This is a genomic window from Bacteroides galacturonicus (assembly GCF_003096855.1).
GTDB classification, from domain to species: Bacteria; Bacillota; Clostridia; order Lachnospirales; family Lachnospiraceae; genus Lachnospira; species Lachnospira rogosae.
This window is the reverse complement of the sequence record NZ_QEOA01000003.1, coordinates 36,593-59,486: the sequence shown is the minus strand read 5'-3', so window position 1 is coordinate 59,486 and position 22,894 is coordinate 36,593. Positions and strand designations below refer to the sequence as shown.

The window sequence follows — 22,894 nt, the reverse complement described above, 5'->3', positions numbered from 1 at the left end:
CTTAGCAAATGTAGTAAAAAGGCAAGCTTCATTCATCTAGATAATAAATCTGATGCTGTGCCTGCCCTTTCCTTGTTTACGATATAATATGACTACTTCGTAGTCACTTAGAAGTTTCTTCGAAACTTCGTATGCGTTGAAAAACAACGCAGAAATTATGATATAATATGACTACTTCGTAGTCACTTAGAAGTTTCTTCGAAACTTCGTATGCGTTGAAGAACAACGCAGAAATTATGATATAATATGACTACTTCGTAGTCACTTAGAAGTTTCTTCGAAACTTCAGATGCGCTGAAAAGCTGCGCAAATAGTTAACATTTATTTACTGGCCTATGAATTCCATAACCTGTTCTTCACCTATAAAGCCTATATTAGTTGCAGCAACTTCTCCGTTCTTAAATAAAAGAAGGGTTGGTATTGAAGCTACCTTATACTGTAATGCAAGATTAAGTTCCTTATCTGTATCAATCTTACATATCTTTACATCGTCCTGCTTTGCCGCTACTTCCTCAAGGACTGGTGCAAGCATCTGGCAAGGTCCACACCATGTTGCCCAGAAATCTACAAGCACTGGCTTATCCGACTCAAGTACCTCCTGTTTAAATGTTGCTTCTGTAACGTGAATAATCTCCATAATTATCTCCTTTCGTTTTTCTTTTCAATCTCCATATGATATAATATTTTATTCAATGTCCACAACTTGTTAGTCTTAGTCATAACAGCCTTGTAATCGACATTAAGATTGTTGTTTCTGATAACAAATAAAAGCTTGTCCAGATGTTTCTGTGTAACATCACAGAATATAACTATGCTTTTATCTTTATTAATAAATGGCATAATATCATCAGTTCTGTAATCCTGACTATATGCCAGTACATTTTCTAATGTATCTGAAAGCTTAGTATTGTCAATAACTATGCTTTTTATTCGCATATTAGCAGCCATTGTTATAATCTTTCTGGCATCAGCTACATTATATATTATAATCTTTTCCATATACAATCCTCATTATCCAAACATTTTATTTAATTAATACAATTCCTAAAATCACCAGCAGCCCGGAACTCACATTAAAATCACTTAATCATTCTCTTAATTTCATTCAGTTCTTCCTCGTGCTTTCTTGAAATAGCACCCGGATTACGTTTCATAATTCTGAATACGCTCTTGTAGTTTCTTCCAGTATCAGCCTTAAGATTTACCTTTTCATTTTCAAGTGTTTCTAAAAGCTGGTTAGCCGCCTTCTCGTCCATAATCTTATTCTTAAGACTCTCTTTAACAGCCTCTGTCATTCTCTGTAAGGTTGCAAGCTTAACACCTTTTCTTTCATTCATATCATTCTCGAATGAAATTCTACCCTTAAGCTTACTCACTGAACCTGCCTTATTCATAACACTTGCTTTACCTTCAGCGAATTTTTCTTTCATTTTATTATAATCATCTTCAACAAATGCTGAGGCAACCTCAAGTCTTTTGGCAAGAATTCTTATCTGTTCATTACTATTAGCAAGCTTTTCAATTGCAGCCTTCAAATCCATAGCTTCATTGAATGACTGTGTAAAGTCAACTGCCATAGCTATTGTCAAGACAAATGCTATTATGTCCGTAATTGTATCTGGAAGCATATATACAATGCCCTCTATAGGTCTGTGTACAATTCTTACAAGAAGAACAGAGAACACACCCCAGCCTAATGATACGAACAGACATATATGTCCCATTAAATTTAATGGCTGATTACTGTAATCCCAGTATCTTACGCCGAACATTTTCTCCATACAATATCCTGTAACAAATTCAAGTATTGTTGATGATATCATTCCAAACAGGAATATTAAAGCTATATTATCCCTTACTCCTATAGTACTTACCAATATTACCATTGCACCTGAACCATATATTGGAAGTGCTGGTCCATGAAGAAATCCCCTGTTTACCCACTTTCCTTTTCTGGCTGATACATAACAACATTCCCATACCCAACCAAAGAAACAATATATATAAAAGAATAATAACCACTGCGATACAGTATATGCCTGCATTGTAGCCTCCATTTCTATTAATTACAACATAATAATTACAATATAAAATATGTAACATATTACCACTTATAATTATTAATTACAAACAGCCAAGCCTTAAAAAACTTGTTATTTATACTTTTTTAATATTCTGACATTCCGCTTTCTTAGGTTATATATATTTCCTGTTATATAAAAGTAAATTCCTGCCAGTACCTTATAGCACCCGACAGGAATTCACCTTTAACTTTGGTATGAATTTAGTTCCACATAAGATTTCTGAACTTTTGTTTGAATTTTTTACTACATATTAGTTCTGTTCCCTCTCTTAATATTATCGAATTAACCGTCATACTACTCACATTCATACAATTAACTATCTCCGACTCATTAATGTACTCAAACCCATATTTCCCCAATAAATTATATACATCCTTCATCTTCCCATAAAATCTATCACTGGCATTATTCGTATGAATCATAATAATTCTATTGGCACAGCTTATATAGTTGATTTCATCAATTCTGATGCGTACTACTTTAATGCTATTACCATATATTAATACTCTGGTATCCTCATTAAGAACCATCTTATATGTGTTCATATTCCGTCCCTCTCCTTATCTTTAGTGATGCGGTGAAATCGGAACTGCCATATATAATTTTATTACAATTCATATATGACGTAAACAGCCTTATATGCAATATTTATCTTATGCAAATGTATACAAGGTAAGCCACATATGATACAAGCATAACTGCACCATGCCAGTTGACAAGCTTTTTCTTTGACCACGCGAATATCCATACAACCACACTCATAACAACAAGAATAGCAATGTCGATAAGATTTTCTGTTACAAATGCTACAGGACTTATTGCCCCAGCAACACCCAATACAAGAAGAATATTAAAAATGTTAGAGCCGATGACATTTCCCAATGCCATATCCACTTCATTCTTCTTAGCCGCAACGATTGATGTAACAAGCTCTGGAAGACTTGTTCCTAGTGCAACTATTGTAAGTCCGATAAGATTCTGGCTTATACCAAATCCAGTTGCAATTGTGGAAGCTCCATCAACAACAAAATCACCACCGAACTTAATAGCTACTGCTCCACCAATAATGTATACAATACACTGCCATACTGGAAGAATTTTTATCTCTTCATCAACCTCTTCTTCAAGTTCTTTATTAAGTGCCTCGTTACGTGCATTTTTAGCTGATACAATCATCAAGCAAAGGTAAACTGCGAATATTACAAGAAATACTATTCCGTCAATTCTTCCAAGTGTCATTCCAACAGCACCAAGTGCCGCAAGAAGAATGGCACATATGATAGAAAATGGAAATTCTTTCTTTAAAGTATCTTTTGATACCGCCAATGGTGTAAATAATGCACATACACCACACACAACCATAAGGTTAAATATATTAGAACCTATTACATTACTTACAGCTAAAGCATTATTATTGTTAAGTGAAGCTGTAACACTAACTGCACATTCTGGCAGACTTGTACCCATAGCTACAATTGTAAGTCCGATTATCATTGAAGGTACTTTTAATCTTTTCGCAACTGACGAACTTCCGTCAACAAAGAAATCTGCTCCCTTTATAAGAAGCACAAAACCTATAATAAGCAGTAATAATGCCAATAACATTTCTTTCATATATTAATCCTCATTTCTTACTTAATTATAATATTATAACTAAAGTATTCCCAAACCGTCAAGTAATATCTTAATTCCTATAAGAATAAGAATAATCCCTCCACAAAGTTCTGCTTTAGACTGATATTTATCACCAAATAGACTTCCAATTTTAACACCTGCCGCTGAACAGACAAATGTAATACAGCCTATAAATAATACCGCTGGAAGAATGGCAACCTTAAGGAATGCTAATGACACGCCTACTGCAAGTGCATCAATACTTGTTGCAATTGCAAGTAATAACATACTCTTAAATCCCATATCATTGCTGACATTTTCTTCTTCCCCTAATGACTCCTTAATCATATTACCACCAATTGCAAGAAGAAGTGCAAATGCAACCCAGTGTGAATATCTGGTAACCATATCGGCAAACAGACTTCCGAGATAATAGCCAATAAGCGGCATCAATGCCTGAAATCCACCAAACCACGCACCGGCAATGCACATATGCTTAGGCTTTATCTTTCCAAGCGACAAGCCCTTACATATAGATACAGCAAAAGCATCCATTGAAAGTCCTACTGCCAGTATAAATAATTCAACAATACTCATTTCTTAATTGTCCTCATTTCTATATTTTATCTGTTGCTCCAAGAAAGATTATAACCAATTGTCATATCATATATAATAATTGATGTTTTAACGAAAACGAATTCCAGTTATATAAAAAAGACCCGCAGACAGTACTGATACTGTTCACGAGTCTCATCATTTAAAGTAATACCGGGCTTATAAGCCATTATGTCGATATAACTGCATATATAAATATGCCGATTACTCCCTCTAGGAATTAGCTTATTGATAATTTATCATCAATAGTCTGATTTTGCAATGTTTTTTTTCGCATACATATTTATCAGAGTTATAAAATTCCAGCAATAATATATGTAATTAATGCCGCAATCCATGCTACAACACACTGAATAACTACAACATATGCTGCCCATTTACCTCCAAGTTCTTTTTTAACTGAGGCAATTGCCGCAACACAAGGTGTATACAAAAGACAGAACACAAGAAATGACATTGCACCCGCAGCTGATATAACAGATACCATCTCTATCGTACTTCCAAATAGAATTGATATCGTAGATACTACACTTTCCTTTGCCATTACGCCTGTAAGTATAGCTGTTACAAGTCTCCAGTCTCCAAATCCTAATGGTTTAAACAACGGAGTAATCATACCTGCTAATACAGCAAGTATACTCTGTCTTGAATCTGCCACAACGTTAAGCCTTATATCAAAATTCTGCATAAACCATATAAGTATTGTTGCAATAAATATAATAGAAAATGCTTTCTGTAAGAAATCCTTTGCCTTTTCCCATAACAAATGTACCACATTCTTAGCACCAGGCATTCTGTAATTAGGAAGCTCCATAACAAATGGAACTGGTTCTCCCTTAAATAATGTCTTTTTAAATATAAACGCCATAATTATTCCAACAATAATTCCTATAAAATACATACCTATCATAACAAGCGCTGCATAATGTGGGAAAAATGCTGCTGAGAAAAAGGCATATATAGGTACTTTTGCTGAACAACTCATAAATGGTGTTAAAAGAACTGTCATCCTACGGTCTCTTTCAGATGAAAGTGTACGGCTTGCCATAACTCCTGGAACACTACATCCAAAACCAATTAACATAGGCACTATACTTCTTCCTGATAATCCAAGTTTACGTAAGAGCTTATCCATAATAAATGCGACTCTTGCCATATAACCGCTATCTTCAAGAATTGATAAAAAGAAGAATAATGTTACGATTATCGGAAGAAAGCTTAATACACTACCAACCCCATTGAATATTCCATCTATGATAAGTGCATGCAATACCGAATTAACATTCATTGCTGTCAGAAGATTATCAACCCCATTTGTAACAAATGTAATTAAAATATCAAGTACATTGGAGAGTGCCGCACCTATAACATTAAATGTAAGATAAAACACAAGTCCCATAATTGCTATAAACATTGGGATACCTGTATATTTACCAGTAAGAAGCTTATCAATCTTCTGGCTTCGTATTCTTTCCTTACTTTCTCTTGGCTTTACAACCGTATTCTTACAGACATCTTCAATATAGGCAAATCTCATATCTGCTATAGCTGAGGCTCTATCCATTCCACATTCTTCTTCCATCTGTACTATAATGTGTTCAATCATTTCTTTTTCATTCTGCTCAAGTTCAAGATGCTTAAGTACAAGTGAATCCCCCTCAACAACCTTGGAGGCTGCAAATCTTTCAGGGTATCCTGCTTTGTCTGCATGGTCACTTATAAGCGACATAATGCCATGTATACATCTATGAACCGCACTGTCCTTGGAACAAAAATCTGATATCTGTGGTTTTTCCTGATATTTTGCAACGTGAATGGCATGACTTACCAGTTCTTCTATGCCCTCACCTTTAGCCGCTGATATTGGTATAACCGGAACTCCAAGCAATTCCTCAATTGCGTTAATTCTTACAGAACCTCCATTGACTCTTACCTCATCCATCATATTAAGTGCAATTACCATAGGAATTCCTAATTCCATAAGCTGCATTGACAGATAAAGGTTTCTTTCAATATTAGTAGCATCTAATATATTAATAATACCTTTAGGTTTGTCCATAAGCAGAAATTCCCTTGTTACTATTTCTTCACTGCTATATGGTGACATTGAATATATTCCTGGCAAATCTGTTATAAGTGTATCAGGATAACCTTTTATAACTCCGTCTTTTCTATCAACTGTAACACCTGGAAAATTACCTATATGCTGATTGGAGCCTGTTAATACATTAAAAAGGGTTGTTTTTCCACAATTCTGGTTGCCTACAAGTGCAAATGTCAGCTTTTCATCATCTGGAAGAGGATTTTCATTTTCCTTATCGTGATACCTGCCTCCTTCACCAAATCCCGGATGTTCCTTTACTATACTATTCATTTTAACATTTTCCACAGCTTTATTATCAATACAATAAGGCTCACTTACCTCTATCTGTTCTGCATCTGAAAGTCTTATGGTAAGCTCATAGCTATGAATTCTTAATTCAACAGGGTCACCCATAGGAGCATATTTTATAACTGTAACTTCTGCACCCTGAATAAGTCCCATATCCAGAAAATGTTGTCTTAATGCACCATCTCCACCTACTTTTAATATTGTAGCACTTTTACCTGCTGGCAAATCTTTTATTGTCACAATCGTACCTCCTGTTATATATTCGAAATGTATCTTATTCGGCTAAATATTATCTTTAACTTGTTAAATTTGTATTATCCTGCCTGCTTATTACGTCACTTCTATGTGTAATTCCTGTTATTCTGTCATATAGCATATTTCTTGTGCTGCTAAACAGACACAATAATAAATCAAATGCCATATATATTGTAATTAAAATACATATCACACATCCTGCTGTAACTGCCCATAATTTTACCCCTTCAAGTTCAATCGCCATACGATAAAAGTTATACGCATATAGTAATGAGGGTACACTTATTGTATATATTATAAAATATCTTATAAACAGCTTATACATTTTTATATGTGGAACTTTATTAATAACCATATCTTTGCAGTCTATAAGACGTATATTAACCAGTGACTTGCCTATTGTCCGCCCTCTTGTAAGCTTTGTCGTAAGTGTGAACACAATAACGATATACAGCGATAAAATAACTACATATCTCACATCATATACCGAACCCAGCACCATTTTCCTGGTAATTATATGCTCGTGCCAAAGCAACAGCATAGCCGCCAGCACTGGAATCATTATAATTACCATATCAATTATCCACGCAACACCTCTCCTGAATTCAGATACAATCTGTCCTCTCTTATATGCAGCCTCATCAAGTCTATCCCTTTTCGGAAGCATAAAAACTATAAGCGGTGTGCATACATAACCTAATACTCCACCTAATGTATTACATATAAGGTCATCAACCTCAAAATACCTATATGGATATCTGTATATTCCATACAGTCCTGAAATCTGTGTCAATTCAAAGAACAGGCTGTACCCAAATGAAAATATAAGCACCTGCCACCAGGGTCTTTTAAAATAATATCTAAGATATACTCCAAACGGAAATAACAGCAGTATATTAAATGCAGCCTGCCAGAAATCAAAACATTTAAACAGGTTAACATATGTAGATGGCTGTGACAAAGTGACATTAGCTGTAGCTATAATTCTCCTTATTGCATCAAACGGAACAAGCAGGACACTCGCAGTATCTGGTGTAACCGAGCTTCTTGGAGGAAGTGGAAGCACTGTCATAAAATATGATGTCAGCATATAGAATATAAATGTATATACAATCCCCGTTCTAAGTATAAGGATTGAACCATATTTGTGATACTCATATAATATGTAAGGTATTGTAAATATTACAGCAAGTATAGGAAACACATAGCAGGCTGATATTATTGGTTTTAAATATACTTCCATTAACTGACTCCTTGTTATCTTATTAAATATGCTTTAGTAATTATCAAATATCCGAATAAGTTTAACACGCATATTGGCTCTTATCAATATTTTTTATCAATAACCGGTGTAAAGTGAAATTTATAAAAATTTGTTGTAAATTAGATAATTCACAGTTGACAGTATCTCTATGCAATGAGAGAATACTAACTGAAACAGAATTATAATCACAACATATTATTAATTCTAAGAAAAAATAAAGTGAACGGATATAAGAATTTTACAGATTTTTTATACATATATTTATGATACAATATCCGTATCCGATTGGAGGAATAATGTTAGAGATTTTAAAAGCGATACTTTTTGGTATTGTCGAAGGTATCACTGAATGGCTTCCTATAAGCAGCACAGGACATATGATACTTTTAAATGAAATTATGCCATTAAAAGTATCTGATGCATTCTATAGTATGTTTGAGGTAGTTATCCAGCTTGGTGCTATTATGGCAGTTGTTATACTATTCTGGAACAAGTTATGGCCATTTGGAAAGAACAATAATAAAGAACCACTCTCATCTGAGGGTGCAGGTGCTTATATCAAGTGTGATATATTCAAGCTCTGGTTTCACATTCTTGTTTCGTGCATACCTGCCGCAATTGTCGGCGTATTATTTGATGAAAAGCTTGAAGAACTTTTCTATAACTACACAACTGTAGCTATTATGCTTATACTCTTTGGTATTGCATTTATTATTGTAGAGACTATGCACCACGGCAAGAAAGCCAAGGTCAGAACTATTGAAGGCATTGATTATAAGCTTGCTGCATATATAGGTCTTTTTCAGCTTATCGCTGCTATATTCCCTGGAACATCACGTTCAGGTGCAACTATTGTCGGTGCTCTAATTCTTGGTGTTTCAAGAACTGTTGCTGCTGAGTATACATTTTTCCTTGCAGTACCTGTTATGTTCGGAGCAAGCCTTCTTAAGGGTGTTAAGTTCCTTCTTCATAACTCAATGACTTCACAGGAAGGAATAATTCTCCTTGTTGGTATGCTTGTAGCTTTCGTTGTATCTCTTTTCGTTATCAGATTTCTTATGGGATACATTAAGAAACACGATTTCAAGGTGTTCGGCTGGTACAGAATTGTACTTGGTATAATCGTGCTGATATGCGGATTTGTAGGCGTTATTGGTTAATCAGACGCTTATAATACTTATTATATAATTTCAATTAATAAAATCTGGATTTTATGATTAACTCACATAACGGTATGTTAATCGTAAAACCCAGATTTTTTTATTCACAGTCCTATATTATATCTATACTTTTTTAACATATTACTTCTTTAATCTTCATATTCACCCTGTAAATATACCATATCTTGTATAAAGAATATAAAGCACGATTATCTGAATAACAAGTATAACTGGTACACCCAGTGTGAATTTAATATGCCTTGTCTTATGTCTTATTGTATACATAGCAAGTAGTGCCGCTGGAGAACCACCTATAATTGCTAAGAATATAAGCGTCTTTTCAGGTATTCTCCAAAGATGATGTACTGCTTTATATTTATCCAGTGCATATATAACAAATGTTATTATATTGATTAAAATAAGCCATTCTATAAATGTATCTCTCATAGCTTAAGATGCTTCTGCCTCCTCAAACTGTGAGTTATAAAGGTCAGCATAGAAACCACCCTTAGCAAGTAATTCTTCGTGATTGCCCTGCTCTACGATATCTCCTTCTTTCATAACAAGTATAATATCAGCATCCTTTATAGTTGATAATCTGTGGGCAATTACGAAGCTCGTTCTGCCCTTCATAAGATTATCCATAGCATTCTGTATCTGAATCTCTGTTCTTGTATCTACAGAACTTGTCGCCTCATCAAGGATAAGGATTGGGTTGTCAGCAAGAATAGCTCTTGCAATAGTAAGAAGCTGCTTCTGTCCCTGTGACACATTACTTGCATCCTCATTAAGTTCCATATTATATCCACCCGGAAGAGTCTCTATAAAATGATGTGCGTGTGCTGCCTTAGCCGCAGCGATTACTTCTTCATCAGTAGCATCAAGCTTTCCATATCTGATATTTTCCATAATAGTATCTTTATAAAGCCATGTATCCTGAAGAACCATTCCAAATGCATCTCTTAATTCACGTCTGTTAAAGTCCTTGATATTATGTCCGTCAATAAGGATTTCTCCTGAATTAACATCATAAAATCTCATAAGAAGCTTAACCATTGTAGTCTTACCTGCACCAGTTGGACCAACGATAGCAACCTTCTGTCCTGGCTTAACATTGGCACAGAAATCCTTAATAATAATCTGGTCTTCCTTATATCCGAACTTAACGTGCTTAAACTCAACTTCACCTCTGATATTATCTGTAGGTACTGGATTGGCAGCTATCTGTTCTTCTTCCTCTTCTTCAAGGAATTCAAATACTCTCTCAGAAGCTGCTGCCATAGACTGTACCTGATTAATAACCTGTGCAATCTGTGTTATTGGCTGTGTGAAGTTCTTAACATACTGTATAAATGCCTGAATATCACCAATTGTGATAACTCCATTGATAGCAAGCATACCACCTGAAAGTGCAACACCTGCATAACCAAGGTTACCAACAAACATCATAATAGGCTGCATCATTCCTGAGAAGAACTGTGACTTCCAGGCTGATGAATATAATACAGCATTAGTCTTGTCAAATGTATCCACCATATCCTTCTCTTTATTGAACGACTTAACAACCATATGTCCGCCATATGTTTCTTCTATCTGTCCATTAATATGTCCAAGATATTCCTGCTGTGTCTTAAAGTAACTCTGTGACTTCTTAACAACAAATGATACAAGACCAACGGATATTGGAAGAATAACTATCGCAATAATTGTCATAAGTGGTGAAATGCTTAACATCATTACAAGAACACCTATCATTGTAGCAACTGATGTAATAATTGTTGTTATACTCTGGTTAAGACCCATTCCTAATGTATCAACATCGTTAGTTATTCTTGAAAGAACTTCTCCGTATGTCCTGCTCTCAAAATACTTCATAGGCATACGGTTAATCTTCTCTGATATCTCTTTACGAAGTCTGTAGCACACCTTCTGTGAAACACCTGTCATTATCCAGCCCTGAATAAAGCTGAATATTGCACTGCACGCATACAGACAGAGTACAATTATAAGAATTCTTCCAATATATGAGAAATCAATTCCACCAGTTCCTGTAATCTTTTTCATAAGGCCTTCTGAAAGACCTGTTGTTGCCTTACCTAATACCTTAGGTCCTATTACTGTAAATACTGTAGAAGCCGCCGCCATAATCATAACTGCCAATATAGCAATCTTATATCTGCCAATATACTGCATAAGCTTGCTTATTGAGCCTTTAAAATTCTTGGCTTTTTCTGCAGGAGCCATACCGCCTCCTGGACCTCTTCGTCTTGGAGTCTGCTTATATGAGTTATTATCTGCCATAATTATGCTTCCTCCTTTCCGTCAATTCCCAGTTCCTTAGCTGACATCTGAGATTTGGCTATCTGCTGGTATACCTCACAATTCTTCAGAAGTTCCTCGTGAGTACCCTTTCCTACTATCTTACCTTCATCCATAACTAAAATCTGGTCCGCGTGAAGTATTGTGCTTATTCTCTGTGCAACTATGATAACTGTACTGTCTGTAACCTTAGAAGCAAGTGCCTTTCTAAGTGCCGCATCTGTCTTTAAATCGAGTGCTGAAAAGCTGTCATCAAATATAAATATCTTAGGATTCTTAGCAATAGCCCTTGCAATTGAAAGTCTTTGCTTCTGTCCACCAGATACATTAGTTCCACCCTGTGCGATTGGACTTTCATATTTTGCTGACTTAGTTTCAATAAATTCAGTTGCCTGTGCAATCTCAGCTGCTTCCTTTACTATATCCATGGAAGCCTCTGGTGCACCGAATTTGATATTAGACTCAATAGTACCTGAGAATAATATTCCCTTCTGTGGTACATAACCAAGTTCATCTCTTAATTCCTTCATTGAGATATTCTTGATATTCTCACCATCAAGAGTTATTGAACCTTCTGTTGCATCATAAAGTCTTGGAATAAGATTAACAAGTGTAGACTTTCCACATCCTGTACTTCCTATAATAGCTGTTGTCTTCCCCGGTTCAGCCACAAAATTGATATCTTCAAGAGCATTTTCATTAGCACCCGGATACTTAAAGTTAACGTGGTCAAATACTAAAAGTCCTTTAGGATTGCTTATACTCTTAGGTGACTCTGCATCTGTTATTGATGACTTTGTATTAATAACTTCATCTATACGGTCTGCTGCTACAATCGCTCTTGGAAGCATAATTGACAACATTGTAAGCATAAGGAATGACATTACAATCTGCATAGCATATGTAATAAATGCTGTCATTGAACCTACCTGCATAACACCGCTGTCAATTCTGTGAGCTCCTACCCATACAATACCTACTGAGAGACAGTTCATTATAAGCATCATAACCGGCATCATAAATGTCATTACCCTGTTAGTAAAAAGCATTGTCTTTGTAAGCTCTTTATTAGCCTTATCAAATCTTTCTTCTTCCTTCTTCTCTCTACCGAATGCACGGATAACAGAAAGACCTGTAAGTATCTCTCTTGATACAAGATTGACATTATCAACAAGCTTCTGCATAAGCTTGAACTTAGGCATTGCAACTGCCATAAGTAAAAGTACAAAGCCAATAATTACAAGAACTGCAAGGGCTATTACCCATTCCATTCCAGCACCTGTTGACATTACCTTTATAACTCCACCGATACCAATAATAGGTGCATAAAGAACCATTCTTAATATAAGAACACATACGAGCTGTATCTGCTGTACATCATTAGTTGTACGTGTGATAAGTGAAGCTGTTGAGAACTTATCAAGCTCTGCATTAGAAAAGCTCATTACATTCTTATATACTTTTCCTCTTAAATCACGTCCAACTCCAGCACCAACCCTTGATGCAAAGAATGCAACACATACAGTACATACCGCAATAAGAAGTGCCATTCCTACCATCTTAGCACCAGATATCCAAAGGTATCTTTTCTGTATGGCCTTCATATCCATTCCAGCCTTTGCATCCATTGACTTAGCGTAAGCCTTTCCCATTGAAGATATAAGGGTTGAACCCATTGTATCAAATGTTGACTGGAATTCATCTCTCATAGATATAAACGTATCTTTAGACATTGCACCATTATCATACATTGCCTTGAATATAATTCTCATATCTACACATTCTGTTGGAACTTCATTACCATCAGCATCTTCAATATCCTTAGTAAATGTTTCAAGTTCCACACCCATTCTCTTTCCAAGGTCTGCAACTGAAACATTCTCAAGTTCAGATACATCAACGCCCATCTGTGCCGCCATCTGCTGTTTGAACTGTGTGACTGTAACTGATGACATCTGATTATTAATAATCAGTGCCATAGCAAGTGTATCATCATATTCATCTAACCTTTTATCATTATTTTCTGTACGGACATATAAGTCATCCTGTTCCTCAAAACATTTCTCCCATATGCTTATCTCTTCGTCCGTCATAAACATCTTCGCTATATCATATTCATCTTTAGTAATCTTCTCTGGAATACTATGTCCTATACCACCATTCTGGATACCAACATCAATAATATTCGATGTGTACTGTGGAAGTGCAAGATCACAATTCGCCTGCAACACAAGTAACAACAGAATAATTATTATTGATTTCCAGTATGGGGCAATACTTTTCAATATTCTGCTCATAATTCTTCCTTTCTATTAAACTCTTCATAAACTATATCTCTTCAAATCAGGCAATAACATAAAGTAGTCTGCCACGATATTTTCTTATTTTATCATTATTGAGAAAATATGTAAATTAAGGAAATAAGAAGCATTTATTAATACTTTATAAACATTGTATACAATTTTATCCAATCTATGTATTGCCCTGTATTATCAAGTATGATATTATACGCGTGAGCGTTATTCGGATGAAAATGTATCAGCTGCCAGTAATTATTATCACCTGTAATCATTGGTATTTATAGTTTATAATTATTGGATTATTTATTTAATTATTTCAAGGAAGTTTTTTAATGGTAGAAGAAAGAATTGATGTGCGACCTCAATTGGCGTGTAACAAGATTTTATTCTGAACTTTTACTTTTAAATATGCTGAATTAATATTCTGATTTCATTTTGATTGATATACAATATAGTATATCAATTTATACCAGTCTGTATATCTACATTATTTATGTACTTACACTAATATGAGATATTTTTGGTATCTGTATACACTTATTCGTGTTTATCCCATCTGTCATAACGCTACAATTAAAAATGTCTGAAAGACAGGATTGCCGTTTTATCAGACGAAAAGGAGATTTTATGAATAACAACCAGACAAGTGCAGTTAATAATACTGCCAACAAAACTTTTACAACCAAATATATGGTTGAACTTGCCGCTATGATAGCGATTATTATCATTATGGCTTTTACTCCACTTGGATACATTAAACTTCCAGGTCTTACTATCACATTTTTGACAATTCCAGTAGCTGTTGGTGCTATAATTCTTGGCCCTGTTGGCGGACTTATATGTGGTCTTACTTTCGGTCTTACAAGCCTCTATCAGGCAGTAACTGGCGGCTCTGTATTTACATTTGCATTATTTAATATCAGCCCTGTATTCACTATTATTCTTACAGTTGTTCCAAGAACACTTGAGGGACTTCTTACAGGACTTATATTCAAGGTACTTCATAATATCCGCAGTGTACAGAAGGTATCTTACTACATCGCAAGCCTTGCCTGCCCACTTCTTAACACACTGCTCTTTATGAGTACACTTGTTGCACTTTTCTATAGAACTGATTTTATTCAGACTTATGTAACTAAATTCGCTGCAAGCAATCCATTTACTTTCGTTATCGCATTTGTCGGAACACAGGGTGCAATTGAAGCTGTTGTATGCTTTGTTGTCGCAAGTATTCTTTCAAGAACACTTTATGCTGTACTTGTAAAAAATGCTTAAAACTATATAAACCAAGGGAGTTATAGGAATAATATTCCTATAACTCCCTTATTACATATGTATTCTTTCCATTAATCTTAGCATCATACATTGCATTATCTGCTTCTTTTAACAGCTTGGCATAATCAAAGCTTCCACCTATCGCAGTTACAATACCTATACTACAAGGAACAGACATATTCTTTAGCAAATCGCCTCTTGTATAACCCTTGTTAAGAATATCATAGACCTTCTTTACTTTCCTATCAAGTTCCTCTTTACTTATATCCCCTTCATAACCAAATACAAATTCATCTCCGCCATTTCGTCCAACTTCACCTTTAAAATTCTCCTTTAATGTATTGGCAACAAATTTGATTACATTATCGCCTTCCTGATGTCCATAATTAGTATTGTAATCTTTAAAATCATCAATATCAAGAAATCCAACACTTATACGCACTTTTTTATCAGTTGCACTCTGAACCATAGCAAGCATTTTCTGCTCAATCGCTTTTTTATTATTAATTCCAGTAAGCGGATCACACTCAGCAAGTTCTCTTAAATGTCTTTGCCTTTCCTTTTCCTGAATATTCTCATCTTCTATATGTGTGAGAAGTCCATTAATTTCATCGGAAAGCTGGTTCATCTCAACACTATTTGATTTAGGCAGTCTCTTTGAATAGTCCTGTGTAGCCTTGATATCATTAAACACATTCATTATCTGTTCTATTGGTGCTAATACATTCTTTGTAATAAATATCTGCACAATAAATATAGCAAGGACAAAGAATACAAACGCAAGACATAACATAACTGTGTATGACCTGCCTGTCTGCCTCTGTGCACTCAGATTCTCAGTAAGTCTCATTCCCCAATTAGTGTTATCAACATCAGAATAATAAGTTACATAACTATCACCCCTGTATTTATAATATATTTTACCAACCGGGTTACTGTTATGGTCAACCTCATCCCAGGCTTTCTGGAAACTGTTACGTTCAGAGCTGTCAGTCACAAAATGTGAAAGACTTTTCTTCTGTTTTGTATCACCTGCCTCATAACTTTCACTTGAGGCTACTACCCTGAAATCCTTGTCCAATATAGATATACTTGCAACAAACACTCCATATTTCTTTCGTTCCTTCAACACATTGTTAATATACTCTAAATCAACTTTACCTGCATCATAAGGACTTGGCTCTCCTACACTTTCTTTGATTGCCGCCTGTGTCATAGCATAATTAGCAACCATCTCCATTTCGGACTTCCTGTCCTCACAGAAATTCTTAATATTAATTCTCTGATTCTCACTCACCGTCGCAAGATTGCACTCTGTCATATCGTCAATCTTCCTATTCGTCTGGTAAATTGAAAATCCACCAAAAATGCTTAGTGGAAGCAGGATAAACAAAAGTAATATTCCTAATATTCTGTTCTTTAATTTCATCATCATTGGTATCACCCCTTAACACTGGTTAATAACCAGACAGACATATTATCATTACTTTCAATATACCCTTGACAGATGATAAAATCAATTAATTTGTTATTTTTCAAGCTCACGGGAAAGATTTACCATCTCAATAGCACCCTCTGCACATTCAAATCCCTTATTACCTGCCTTTGTTCCTGCTCTCTCAATTGCCTGTTCAATTGTATCTGTAGTAAGCACTCCGAACATCACTGGAATATCTGTATTAAGTGATACATTAGCTATTCCTTTAGAAACCTCCGCACAAACATAATCATAATGGCTTGTAGCTCCTCTTATAACTGCACCAAGACATATCACTGCATCATATTTTCCGCTCTTTGCCATTTTAGAAGCAATAAGTGGTATTTCAAATGCACCAGGAACCCACGCAAGGTCTATATTGTCATCGCTTACTCCGTGTCTTATAAGTCCGTCCTGTGCACCTGCAACCAGCTTTGATACAATAAATTCATTAAATCTTGCCGCTACAATACCTACTCTTGTTCCATTGTCTACTAATTTTCCTTCTAATACTCTCATAACTATTAATCTCCTCGTCTTTTTAATTTAATTTCATTACAATTTTCATAAATCATCAATACTGCTATATGTCGGATTTTTTCAACTTTCAATCATATGAAATCTATAACATATGACCCATTCTTATCTTCTTAGTGTTAAGATAAAATCCATCATAAGCTGTCTTTTCCATTTTAATTGGAACTCTTTCACTTATCTTCATTCCAAAATCAGATAACTGGTATACCTTATCCGGATTGTTGGTAAGCAGACGTAATGTCTTAGCACCCAGATCCTTTAATATCTGTGCTCCAATGTAGTATTCTCTCATATCTCCTGGAAATCCAAGGGCAAGATTAGCATCAAGCGTATCCATTCCTTCGTCCTGAAGTGCATATGCCTTAAGCTTATTAACAAGACCTATGCCTCTGCCTTCCTGCCGCATATATAGCAGTATTCCTCTGCCTTCCTCATTAATCTGTGTCATAGCCGCCGCAAACTGCTGTCCGCAGTCACATTTTAATGAACCAAAAGCATCACCTGTAAGACACTCTGAATGAACCCTGCACAAAAGGTCTTCTCCATTACCAACATCACCTTTTACTAAAGCAACGTGATGTTCTCCATTTAATTTATTAATGTAACAATGTGCAACAAATTCTCCATATTTTGTAGGCATTTTAGTTACTGCCACACACTCTACAAGCTTTTCGTTGCATTTTCTGTATTCCTGAATTGCCTTTATTGTTATGAATTTTAAATTCCATTTTCTGGCAAGTTCAATGAGGTCGTTCTTTCTCATCATTGTGCCATCATCTTTCATAATCTCACAGCATAAGCCACATTCTTTAAGTCCTGCAATCCTCATCAAATCAACTGTTGCTTCTGTGTGTCCGTTTCTTTCAAGAACTCCATTCTTCCTTGCAATAAGTGGAAAATTGTGTCCCGGTCTTCTAAAGTCCTCCGGCTTGGCATCATCACTTACTACCATTCTTGTTGTATAGGCTCTTTCTTTTGCAGATATCCCTGTAGTTGTATCAACATGGTCTATTGATACTGTAAATGCTGTTTCGTGGTTATCTGTATTGTCTGCTACCATATGTGGGAAATATAGCTTTTTGCTTATCTCCTCACTCATTGGCATACATATAAGACCTTTTCCATATGTTGCCATAAAATTAACATTTTCTGTTGTTGCAAACTCAGCGGCACATATGAAATCACCTTCATTCTCCCTGTCCTCATCATCTGTGACAAGTATAATCTTACCTGCTTTTAAATCTTCAACTGCTTCTTCTACTGTATTAAACTCAAACATATATCCTCCTTTTTAAAATCCATATTTACCAAGAAACTCTCTTGTTATCCCTGATGTATTCTGTCTTTGTGATGACTGTGCTTTTACTGACACATCCTGCCTTGTGGATATCTCGCCCAGTCCATCCGCTGTTACATCAAGACTTTCGCCTGTCTGTAACAATCTTTTTATGTATTTCCCTACAATATCATTCTCAAGATTGACACAATCGTTGATTCTACGCTGTGATAATGTTGTCACCTGCCTTGTATGGGGAATTACAGATACTTTAAAACTATCATCATTAACCCCTGCTACAGTAAGGCTTATTCCATCAATTGTTATTGAACCTTTTGGAACTATTAACTGCATAATCTCTTTACCTGCATTAATTGTGTACCAGACAGCGTTATCATCCTTGCTTATCTTTGTTATTCTGCCAACACCATCTATATGTCCACTTACTATATGTCCGCCAAATCTGCCATTAGCTGGCATTGCTCTTTCAAGATTAACAGCCATTCCTGCCCGCAGATTTCCAAGTGATGACTTATTAATAGTTTCGTGCATAACATCTGCACTGAACTGTTTACTGCCAATTGACGTTACTGTCAGGCACACGCCATTAACTGCTATACTGTCACCTATATTGGTTCCCCCAAGAATATCTGATGCACTTATAGTTATAATCTGAGAAAATGCGTGTCTTTGAACAGATACTATATGTCCGATTTCTTCAACAATTCCTGTAAACAATTATATACACCTCACTTTCCCCTCAATTAATATATCCTTTCCCAATCTTGTAACCGTATAATCATCAAGCTCATATGCTTTATCGGGAGTATCAACACCAATTCCACCTACTGGTGAAAGAGCATTTACACCACCCAATACTTTAGGTGCTATATAAGCCTGTATTCTGTCTACCATACCACTTGCCAGAACACTCCAGTTAAGTGTCGCTCCACCCTCGCACACAATACTGTCTATGCCAAGCTGTCCTAGCTTTATTATCAGTTCTTTAATATCTATATGAGAATTATTATCATTATCATTTTTATTGACATATATAAGTTTACAGCCTGCCTCAGTGTATTTCCTGCACTTATCATCGTCTTTGCAGCTTGTAGCTATATATGTTGTGTACAGCTTCGCACTCCGTACAATATTGCAATCAAGCGGTGTCCTGAGATTAGTATCACATATTACTCTTGCCGGCTGGTTGATATTAACAATATCTTTACTGCGGCACGTCAACATAGGATTGTCCTTTATAACAGTTTCAACACCAACCATTACGGCTGAATATCTATGCCTGTCCATATGAACTTTATTTCTTGCTGTTTCCCCTGTTATCCACTGTGACAATCCTGTATGCGTTGCAATCTTTCCGTCCAGGGACTGTGCATACTTTAATATCACATATGGCTTTTTTTCTTTTATGTAATTAAAAAATACATAATTAAGGCTTTTACATTCCTCACTACACACAAGCTTGTCATCAACAGTTATGTTATGTTCTCTTAAAATATCCACGCCTTTCCCTGCAACTAATGGGTTAGGGTCATAAGAACCTATCACCACTCTTTTTATTCCCGCCTCAATAATTGCATTAACACAGGGTGGCTGTTTACCATAATGACAGCATGGCTCAAGTGTCACATATATCGTTGCACCACTCACATCCTCATTTGCACTGGCAAGTGCTTCTCTCTCTGCGTGAAGTCCACCATATTTCTTATGGTACCCTTCTCCTATTATCCTGCCGCCTTTAACAATAACTGCACCGACAAGCGGATTAGGATTAGTCCAGCCTGTTCCTTTCTTAGCCAGCTCAACAGCCCTTAGCATATATTCTTCATCTGTCATTGCCATAATATTACCCGCCTTCTTTCTCTAATAAATGTATATAATGGGTTTTCATTCTTAAAATATCAATAAAAAAGCCCTGAGAATAATCTTCCCAGGGCTTAAATAACTATATAATACATATTCTGCAAATATCAATAGCTAATACAGTTATAATAGCTTAATAATATTATTATCATAATACATTATCTTAATATATGCTTAACAACGATTATCTAATTAAATATATCAACTTTACTTCTTCCATCCAGACTGTAACTGTCGGCACTGGAATTCCACCAGTTCGTGCATAATGCTCGCGGGCTTTACCGCCGGTAGGGAATGACACCCTGCCCTGAAGTATTATTTAATTCTTTTATAAAATAGCACAATAGAACTAATAATTCAATAGTCTTTTGAACATTAATTTACAACATTTAATTTATAACATTAATTTTACAGCTTATATTTTATAATTTAAAATCTCTGCTGTCTAACACAATAGTGAATGGTCCGTCATTTTCAAGACTTACTTTCATATCCGCACCGAATTCACCCGTTTCTACCTTTGCAACTCTTTCCCTGCACAATGCTACGAATTTCTCGTATAACTCATTGGCAAGATCCGGCTCACAGGCGTGTACAAAGCTTGGTCTGTTGCCTTTCCTGCAATCTGCATATAATGTAAACTGGCTTACAATAAGCATTTCTCCACCTACATCATTAATTGAGAGATTAGTCTTTCCATTCTCATCTGCGAATATTCTCATTTTGCATATTTTATCAGCAAATGGCACAAGCATATCCTCTGTGTCACCCTCGCCTGCACCAAACAGTATAAGATAGCCTTTGCCTATGCTTCCTATAACATTACCATCAACTTTTACACTTGCTGAATTAACTCTTTGTATAACAAATTTCATTATATCTCTCCATTTTAACAGTACTTAACCGTATTTCTAAAATATTATTTTTATATTTGCTAAACATCCGCTTAACCATACGATCTGTTCTATTTAACTCTGTACTTTCTCTTATCCGCTAACATTTCCTTTATTACCACTGGATGAAATAATAATAACATTGGAAATAATTCAAGTCGTCCTGCAAGCATATCAAATATAATAACTATCTTGCTTAATATGCCGAAATGTCCAAAGTTATGTGTTGGACCTGCAAGTTCAAGACCTGGTCCAATGTTATTAATTGTAGCCGCTACCGCTGTAAAGTTAGTTGTCAGATCTTTTCCTTCTAATGAAACAAGGAATACTGATACAACAAATGTTAATATAAATGTTATCATATACACATTTACAGAACGTATAACCTCGTGTTCAACCGGTTTTCCTTCAACCTTAATCTTCTTTACGCTTCTAGGGTGGATATAAGAGTTAAGCTCTTTAATAATTGTCTTAATAAGTATTACAAATCTTGAAACCTTAATACCACCGCCTGTACTTCCCGCACATGCACCAACAAACATAAGCAATACAAGTATTGTTTTTGATGTCTGTGGCCACAAGTTAAAGTCTGTCGTTGAAAATCCTGTTGTCGTTATAATTGAACCAACCTGAAATGCCGACTTGGTAATTGCATCCCATACACCAGAACACATAGAATAAATATTAATTGTGACAGCTGTAATTGCTGCTAATATAATTCCAAAATATGCCCTTACTTCTTCCATACTAAGTGCTTTCTTAATACTTCCAAAGAACAGCAGATAGTAAGCATTAAAGTTCACACCAAACAGTATCATAAATATCGTGACAATCCACTGTATAGCCACAGAATAACTGCCTATACTGTCATTTTTAATACCAAAACCACCTGTACCAGCTGTTGCAAATGATGTATTAACCGCATCAAACACCGGCATCTTAGCCATAACAAGTATTATAAATTCCAGTAATGTAAGTCCAAAATATATAATATAAAGTATTCTTGCTGTATGTCTTACCTTAGGTACAAGCTTGCCAACTGATGGTCCCGGACTTTCTGCCCTCATAAGATTAATATTAGAACCACCACTGAGTGGCACAATCGCAATAATAAATACAAGAACACCCATACCACCTATCCAGTGTGTAAAGCTTCTCCACATAATACTGCAATGTGACAGGCTCTCAACGTCACTTAATATACTAGCACCAGTCGTTGTAAAACCTGAAACTGTTTCAAATAAAGCATCAATAAACGATGGAATCTCTCCAGCTATCATAAATGGAAATGAACCTACAATTCCCATAAGTATCCAGCTTAAAGATGTCGCTATGCAGCCCTCTTTAAGATATATAATATAATCTTTAGGCTTCCTTATTGTCAGAAGCATACCTGCAATAAGACTTAATACTGCTACAATTACATACGCAATTCCCTGACTTTCGTGATATATAAGTGCAACAAGACAAGGAAGTGCCATAAGCACTCCCTCTGTTTTAAGTATGCAACCCAGAATGTATATAATCATTGTTCTATTCATATCTATTTTAC

General features: G+C 35.5%; 20 protein-coding genes and 1 riboswitch. Of the genes, 2 read left to right on the top strand and 18 right to left on the bottom strand.

Features of this window, described 5'->3' with window-relative positions:
- Positions 1-325 precede the first annotated feature (325 nt).
- From trxA to C7390_RS03085, 8 genes are all read right to left on the bottom strand, one after another.
- Positions 326-637 (bottom strand): thioredoxin, encoded by a 312-nt coding sequence (trxA, locus tag C7390_RS03120; protein WP_055175797.1) that lies wholly within the window; start codon positions 635-637, stop codon positions 326-328.
- 2 nt (positions 638-639) lie between these two features.
- Entirely contained in the window at positions 640-999 is a 360-nt protein-coding gene (locus C7390_RS03115; RefSeq protein ID WP_116443590.1) for a DUF3783 domain-containing protein, read from the bottom strand.
- A gap of 80 nt (positions 1,000-1,079) precedes the next feature.
- On the bottom strand, positions 1,080-2,045 hold the full coding sequence (locus C7390_RS03110; protein ID WP_116443589.1) for a putative ABC transporter permease: 966 nt from the start codon (positions 2,043-2,045) through the stop codon (positions 1,080-1,082).
- Positions 2,046-2,284: 239 nt separating this feature from the next.
- On the bottom strand, positions 2,285-2,629 hold the full coding sequence (locus C7390_RS03105) for a LytTR family DNA-binding domain-containing protein (protein WP_022501850.1): 345 nt from the start codon (positions 2,627-2,629) through the stop codon (positions 2,285-2,287).
- A gap of 103 nt (positions 2,630-2,732) precedes the next feature.
- Positions 2,733-3,698, bottom strand: coding sequence for a calcium/sodium antiporter (locus tag C7390_RS03100; RefSeq protein ID WP_022501851.1), 966 nt, complete (start codon positions 3,696-3,698; stop codon positions 2,733-2,735).
- 39 nt (positions 3,699-3,737) lie between these two features.
- A complete protein-coding gene (locus C7390_RS03095) occupies positions 3,738-4,295 on the bottom strand; it encodes a manganese efflux pump MntP (RefSeq protein WP_116443588.1) in 558 nt (185 codons plus the stop codon).
- 310 nt (positions 4,296-4,605) lie between these two features.
- Entirely contained in the window at positions 4,606-6,945 is a 2,340-nt protein-coding gene (gene feoB / locus C7390_RS03090; protein ID WP_022501853.1) for a ferrous iron transport protein B, read from the bottom strand.
- A 55-nt stretch (positions 6,946-7,000) separates the two neighbouring features.
- Positions 7,001-8,203 (bottom strand): VanZ family protein, encoded by a 1,203-nt coding sequence (locus C7390_RS03085; RefSeq protein ID WP_116443587.1) that lies wholly within the window; start codon positions 8,201-8,203, stop codon positions 7,001-7,003.
- Positions 8,204-8,520: 317 nt separating this feature from the next.
- On the opposite strand from C7390_RS03085, the gene C7390_RS03080 reads away from it, so the two are divergent.
- A complete protein-coding gene (locus tag C7390_RS03080; protein WP_022501855.1) occupies positions 8,521-9,384 on the top strand; it encodes an undecaprenyl-diphosphate phosphatase in 864 nt (287 codons plus the stop codon).
- Between the two features lie 162 nt (positions 9,385-9,546).
- Here C7390_RS03080 and C7390_RS03075 read toward each other — a convergent pair whose 3' ends face one another.
- Genes C7390_RS03075 through C7390_RS03065 form a run of 3 tightly spaced genes read right to left on the bottom strand, consistent with a single transcriptional unit; the run spans position 9,547 to position 14,000 of the window.
- Positions 9,547-9,831 carry a DUF1294 domain-containing protein gene (locus C7390_RS03075; protein ID WP_022501856.1) on the bottom strand — a complete coding sequence of 95 codons (285 nt, stop codon included), beginning with the start codon at positions 9,829-9,831 and terminating at the stop codon, positions 9,547-9,549.
- A gap of 3 nt (positions 9,832-9,834) precedes the next feature.
- The gene (locus C7390_RS03070) at positions 9,835-11,685 is read right to left on the bottom strand and encodes an ABC transporter ATP-binding protein (protein ID WP_055306360.1); all 1,851 of its coding nucleotides are present in this window, start codon (positions 11,683-11,685) and stop codon (positions 9,835-9,837) included.
- Between the two features lie 2 nt (positions 11,686-11,687).
- Complete coding sequence (locus tag C7390_RS03065; protein WP_022501858.1) at positions 11,688-14,000, bottom strand: ABC transporter ATP-binding protein; 2,313 nt, start codon at positions 13,998-14,000, stop codon at positions 11,688-11,690.
- 630 nt (positions 14,001-14,630) lie between these two features.
- Between C7390_RS03065 and C7390_RS03060 the strand changes: the two genes are divergently transcribed.
- Positions 14,631-15,278 (top strand): ECF transporter S component, encoded by a 648-nt coding sequence (locus tag C7390_RS03060; protein WP_055306359.1) that lies wholly within the window; start codon positions 14,631-14,633, stop codon positions 15,276-15,278.
- A 37-nt stretch (positions 15,279-15,315) separates the two neighbouring features.
- On the opposite strand, the gene C7390_RS03055 is transcribed toward C7390_RS03060, so the two are convergent.
- The 7 genes from C7390_RS03055 to C7390_RS03025 all read right to left on the bottom strand — a co-directional run bounded on the left by C7390_RS03055 (position 15,316) and on the right by C7390_RS03025 (position 22,883).
- Positions 15,316-16,713 carry a sensor domain-containing diguanylate cyclase gene (locus C7390_RS03055; protein ID WP_318295543.1) on the bottom strand — a complete coding sequence of 466 codons (1,398 nt, stop codon included), beginning with the start codon at positions 16,711-16,713 and terminating at the stop codon, positions 15,316-15,318.
- A 93-nt stretch (positions 16,714-16,806) separates the two neighbouring features.
- A complete protein-coding gene (gene ribH / locus C7390_RS03050) occupies positions 16,807-17,274 on the bottom strand; it encodes a 6,7-dimethyl-8-ribityllumazine synthase (protein ID WP_022501861.1) in 468 nt (155 codons plus the stop codon).
- A 103-nt stretch (positions 17,275-17,377) separates the two neighbouring features.
- On the bottom strand, positions 17,378-18,571 hold the full coding sequence (locus C7390_RS03045) for a bifunctional 3,4-dihydroxy-2-butanone-4-phosphate synthase/GTP cyclohydrolase II (protein WP_022501862.1): 1,194 nt from the start codon (positions 18,569-18,571) through the stop codon (positions 17,378-17,380).
- Positions 18,572-18,583: 12 nt separating this feature from the next.
- Positions 18,584-19,306 (bottom strand): riboflavin synthase, encoded by a 723-nt coding sequence (gene ribE, locus C7390_RS03040; protein WP_055175820.1) that lies wholly within the window; start codon positions 19,304-19,306, stop codon positions 18,584-18,586.
- On the bottom strand, positions 19,307-20,428 hold the full coding sequence (ribD, locus tag C7390_RS03035) for a bifunctional diaminohydroxyphosphoribosylaminopyrimidine deaminase/5-amino-6-(5-phosphoribosylamino)uracil reductase RibD (RefSeq protein WP_022501864.1): 1,122 nt from the start codon (positions 20,426-20,428) through the stop codon (positions 19,307-19,309). It abuts the gene before it with no gap.
- 225 nt (positions 20,429-20,653) lie between these two features.
- A riboswitch (FMN riboswitch) is annotated at positions 20,654-20,768 on the bottom strand.
- A gap of 103 nt (positions 20,769-20,871) precedes the next feature.
- Entirely contained in the window at positions 20,872-21,324 is a 453-nt protein-coding gene (gene dtd / locus C7390_RS03030; protein WP_055175825.1) for a D-aminoacyl-tRNA deacylase, read from the bottom strand.
- 89 nt (positions 21,325-21,413) lie between these two features.
- A complete protein-coding gene (locus tag C7390_RS03025; protein WP_116443586.1) occupies positions 21,414-22,883 on the bottom strand; it encodes a TrkH family potassium uptake protein in 1,470 nt (489 codons plus the stop codon).
- Positions 22,884-22,894 lie beyond the last annotated feature (11 nt).

Bases quoted from the DNA above. Each gene is read 5' to 3' on its own strand.
- C7390_RS03070 (WP_055306360.1), bottom strand. From the start codon at position 11,685: ATGGCAGATAATAACTCATATAAGCAGACTCCAAGACGAAGAGGTCCA.
- trxA (WP_055175797.1), bottom strand. From the start codon at position 637: ATGGAGATTATTCACGTTACAGAAGCAACATTTAAACAGGAGGTACTT.
- ribD (WP_022501864.1), bottom strand. From the start codon at position 20,428: ATGGCAATGACAGATGAAGAATATATGCTAAGGGCTGTTGAGCTGGCT.
- C7390_RS03100 (WP_022501851.1), bottom strand. From the start codon at position 3,698: ATGAAAGAAATGTTATTGGCATTATTACTGCTTATTATAGGTTTTGTG.
- C7390_RS03115 (WP_116443590.1), bottom strand. From the start codon at position 999: ATGGAAAAGATTATAATATATAATGTAGCTGATGCCAGAAAGATTATA.
- C7390_RS03110 (WP_116443589.1), bottom strand. From the start codon at position 2,045: ATGCAGGCATATACTGTATCGCAGTGGTTATTATTCTTTTATATATAT.
- C7390_RS03080 (WP_022501855.1), top strand. From the start codon at position 8,521: ATGTTAGAGATTTTAAAAGCGATACTTTTTGGTATTGTCGAAGGTATC.
- ribH (WP_022501861.1), bottom strand. From the start codon at position 17,274: ATGAGAGTATTAGAAGGAAAATTAGTAGACAATGGAACAAGAGTAGGT.
- C7390_RS03105 (WP_022501850.1), bottom strand. From the start codon at position 2,629: ATGAACACATATAAGATGGTTCTTAATGAGGATACCAGAGTATTAATA.
- C7390_RS03025 (WP_116443586.1), bottom strand. From the start codon at position 22,883: ATGAATAGAACAATGATTATATACATTCTGGGTTGCATACTTAAAACA.
- C7390_RS03055 (WP_318295543.1), bottom strand. From the start codon at position 16,713: ATGATGATGAAATTAAAGAACAGAATATTAGGAATATTACTTTTGTTT.
- C7390_RS03060 (WP_055306359.1), top strand. From the start codon at position 14,631: ATGAATAACAACCAGACAAGTGCAGTTAATAATACTGCCAACAAAACT.
- dtd (WP_055175825.1), bottom strand. From the start codon at position 21,324: ATGAAATTTGTTATACAAAGAGTTAATTCAGCAAGTGTAAAAGTTGAT.
- C7390_RS03095 (WP_116443588.1), bottom strand. From the start codon at position 4,295: ATGAGTATTGTTGAATTATTTATACTGGCAGTAGGACTTTCAATGGAT.
- C7390_RS03085 (WP_116443587.1), bottom strand. From the start codon at position 8,203: ATGGAAGTATATTTAAAACCAATAATATCAGCCTGCTATGTGTTTCCT.
- C7390_RS03065 (WP_022501858.1), bottom strand. From the start codon at position 14,000: ATGAGCAGAATATTGAAAAGTATTGCCCCATACTGGAAATCAATAATA.
- C7390_RS03045 (WP_022501862.1), bottom strand. From the start codon at position 18,571: ATGTTTGAGTTTAATACAGTAGAAGAAGCAGTTGAAGATTTAAAAGCA.
- C7390_RS03075 (WP_022501856.1), bottom strand. From the start codon at position 9,831: ATGAGAGATACATTTATAGAATGGCTTATTTTAATCAATATAATAACA.